This is a genomic window from Shewanella sp. 10N.286.45.A1 (genome assembly GCF_041470405.1).
In the GTDB taxonomy this organism is placed as follows: domain Bacteria; phylum Pseudomonadota; class Gammaproteobacteria; order Enterobacterales; family Shewanellaceae; genus Shewanella.
In genome coordinates, this window is the sequence record NZ_JBFRMK010000162.1 from 27,973 (window position 1) to 28,740 (window position 768).

Consider the following 768-nt stretch of genomic DNA (forward strand, 5'->3'; position numbering starts at 1 on the left):
TTATACTGATTGGTATAAAAGGACTTAAACACAGAACGATTATTGATATTTTAACCAAGACCTTTTTGTGATGAGCTCATTTGGATTAACTCAATTTTGTAGCCATCAGGATCTTCAACAAATGCGATTTCAGTGGTGCCACCTGCAACAGGGCCTGCTGGACGAATAACCTTGCCACCGGCATTCGCAATGGCATCACAACGAGCATATATATCTTCTTCGCCAATGGCTATATGACCAAAAGCGTTACCCATATCATAGGATTCAGTGCCCCAGTTATAAGTGAGTTCTATCACTGCGCTACCTGTTGATTCTTCGTCGTATCCAACGAATGCGAGGGTATACTTATATTCACTGTTCTCGCTTTTCCGAAGCAGTTTCATACCCATAACTTGAGTATAAAATGCGATACTGCGCTCTAAATCTCCTACACGAAGCATGGTATGTAGTAACTGTGCCATTTGAACCTCTTACTTTGTTGGTTTTTCTCAATGATTTATAGCAGAAGTATATCTAATTTATACGACTTGGGAACTATTTGTGCTTACCTCGCATACTTTGCAGAAAAAGTCTGTATCGAGATCACAAAATATCGATTATTGCCTGAGAAAGTCTCAGGTTTCTTATAGTATTAAGTGACTAAATTAAGGAGTTGTCGATGCAAACTGAACTAAAAATGTCGCTAGGTCTTAGCGCAATAATTGCGGTTTTTCTGTCTATTTTCTTTATCTGCATGTTTTAGAAAAAAAGCCGCATTAGCGTAATGCC

1 protein-coding gene is annotated in these 768 nt (G+C 38.7%); it reads right to left on the reverse strand.

What is annotated here, in order from left to right:
• Positions 1–50 precede the first annotated feature (50 nt).
• Positions 51–461 carry a lactoylglutathione lyase gene (gene gloA, locus AB4238_RS13075; protein ID WP_372033831.1) on the reverse strand — a complete coding sequence of 137 codons (411 nt, stop codon included), beginning with the start codon at positions 459–461 and terminating at the stop codon, positions 51–53.
• Positions 462–768 lie beyond the last annotated feature (307 nt).